At 68.8% G+C, this 902-nt stretch carries 1 pseudogene; it reads left to right on the forward strand.

Features of this window, described 5'->3' with window-relative positions:
• A pseudogene (tnpC, locus tag A33M_RS21640) lies at positions 1–902 on the forward strand (IS66 family transposase); the annotation flags it as partial.

A 902-nucleotide genomic window follows, 5' to 3' on the forward strand; every position in this document is an offset into this window, starting at 1 on the left:
CGAGTTGGCGGCCGAGGAAGCCGCGGCCCGGGCGAAGACGGTGGTGCGCCTTCGAGCGCCAGCGGCCTGCGAAGAAGCCATTTCCGGCGCACCTGCCGCGGGAACGGGTGGTCGTGCCGGCGTCGACCTCCTGCCCGTGCTGCGGTTCGGCCAGGCTGTCGAAGCTCGGCGAGGATATTACCGAGACGCTGGAGGCGATCCCGCGGCGGTGGAAGGTCATCCAGACGGTCAGAGAGAGGTTCTCCTGCCGGGAATGCGAGAGGATCAGTCAGCCGCCGGCACCGTTCCATCCGACGCCACGTGGCCACCTCGGCCCGAGCCTGCTCGCGATGATCCTGTTTGAGAAGTTCGGCCAGCATCAGCCGCTGAACCGGGAGAGCGAACGCTATGGCCGCGAACGCATCGACCTCAGCCCGTCGACGCTGGCCGACCAGGTCGGCGCCTGCACCTTCGCGCTGCGGCCGCTGCACGATTTGATCGAGCGGCATGTTCTCGCCGCCGAGCGTCTGCACGGCGACGACACGACGATGCCGATCCTGGCCAAGGGCAAGACGGCGACGGGGCGGATCTGGGTCTATGTGCGCGATGATCGGCCGTTCGGCGGCACCGCACCGCCGGCGGCCCTGCTTTATGCGTCCCGGGACCGATCGGGCGAGCATCCCGAGCGCCATCTGACCGGTTACGGCGGCATCCTGCAAGCGGACGCCTATGGCGGCTATGGGCGGCTTTACCGGCCCGTCGAAGTTCGGGACCGGTGACGGAGGCGCTGTGTTGGGCCCATTCGCGCCGGAAGTTCTTCGAACTGGCCGACATCGCCGGCAGTGCCCGGCGCGGTAAGACCGCGGCGCCGATTTCGCCGCTCGCCCTGGAGGCGGTGAAGCGGATCGACGCGCTGTTCGACA

It is taken from the genome of Rhodovulum sp. PH10, assembly GCF_000293785.1.
Taxonomy (GTDB): domain Bacteria; phylum Pseudomonadota; class Alphaproteobacteria; order Rhizobiales; family Xanthobacteraceae; genus Rhodoplanes.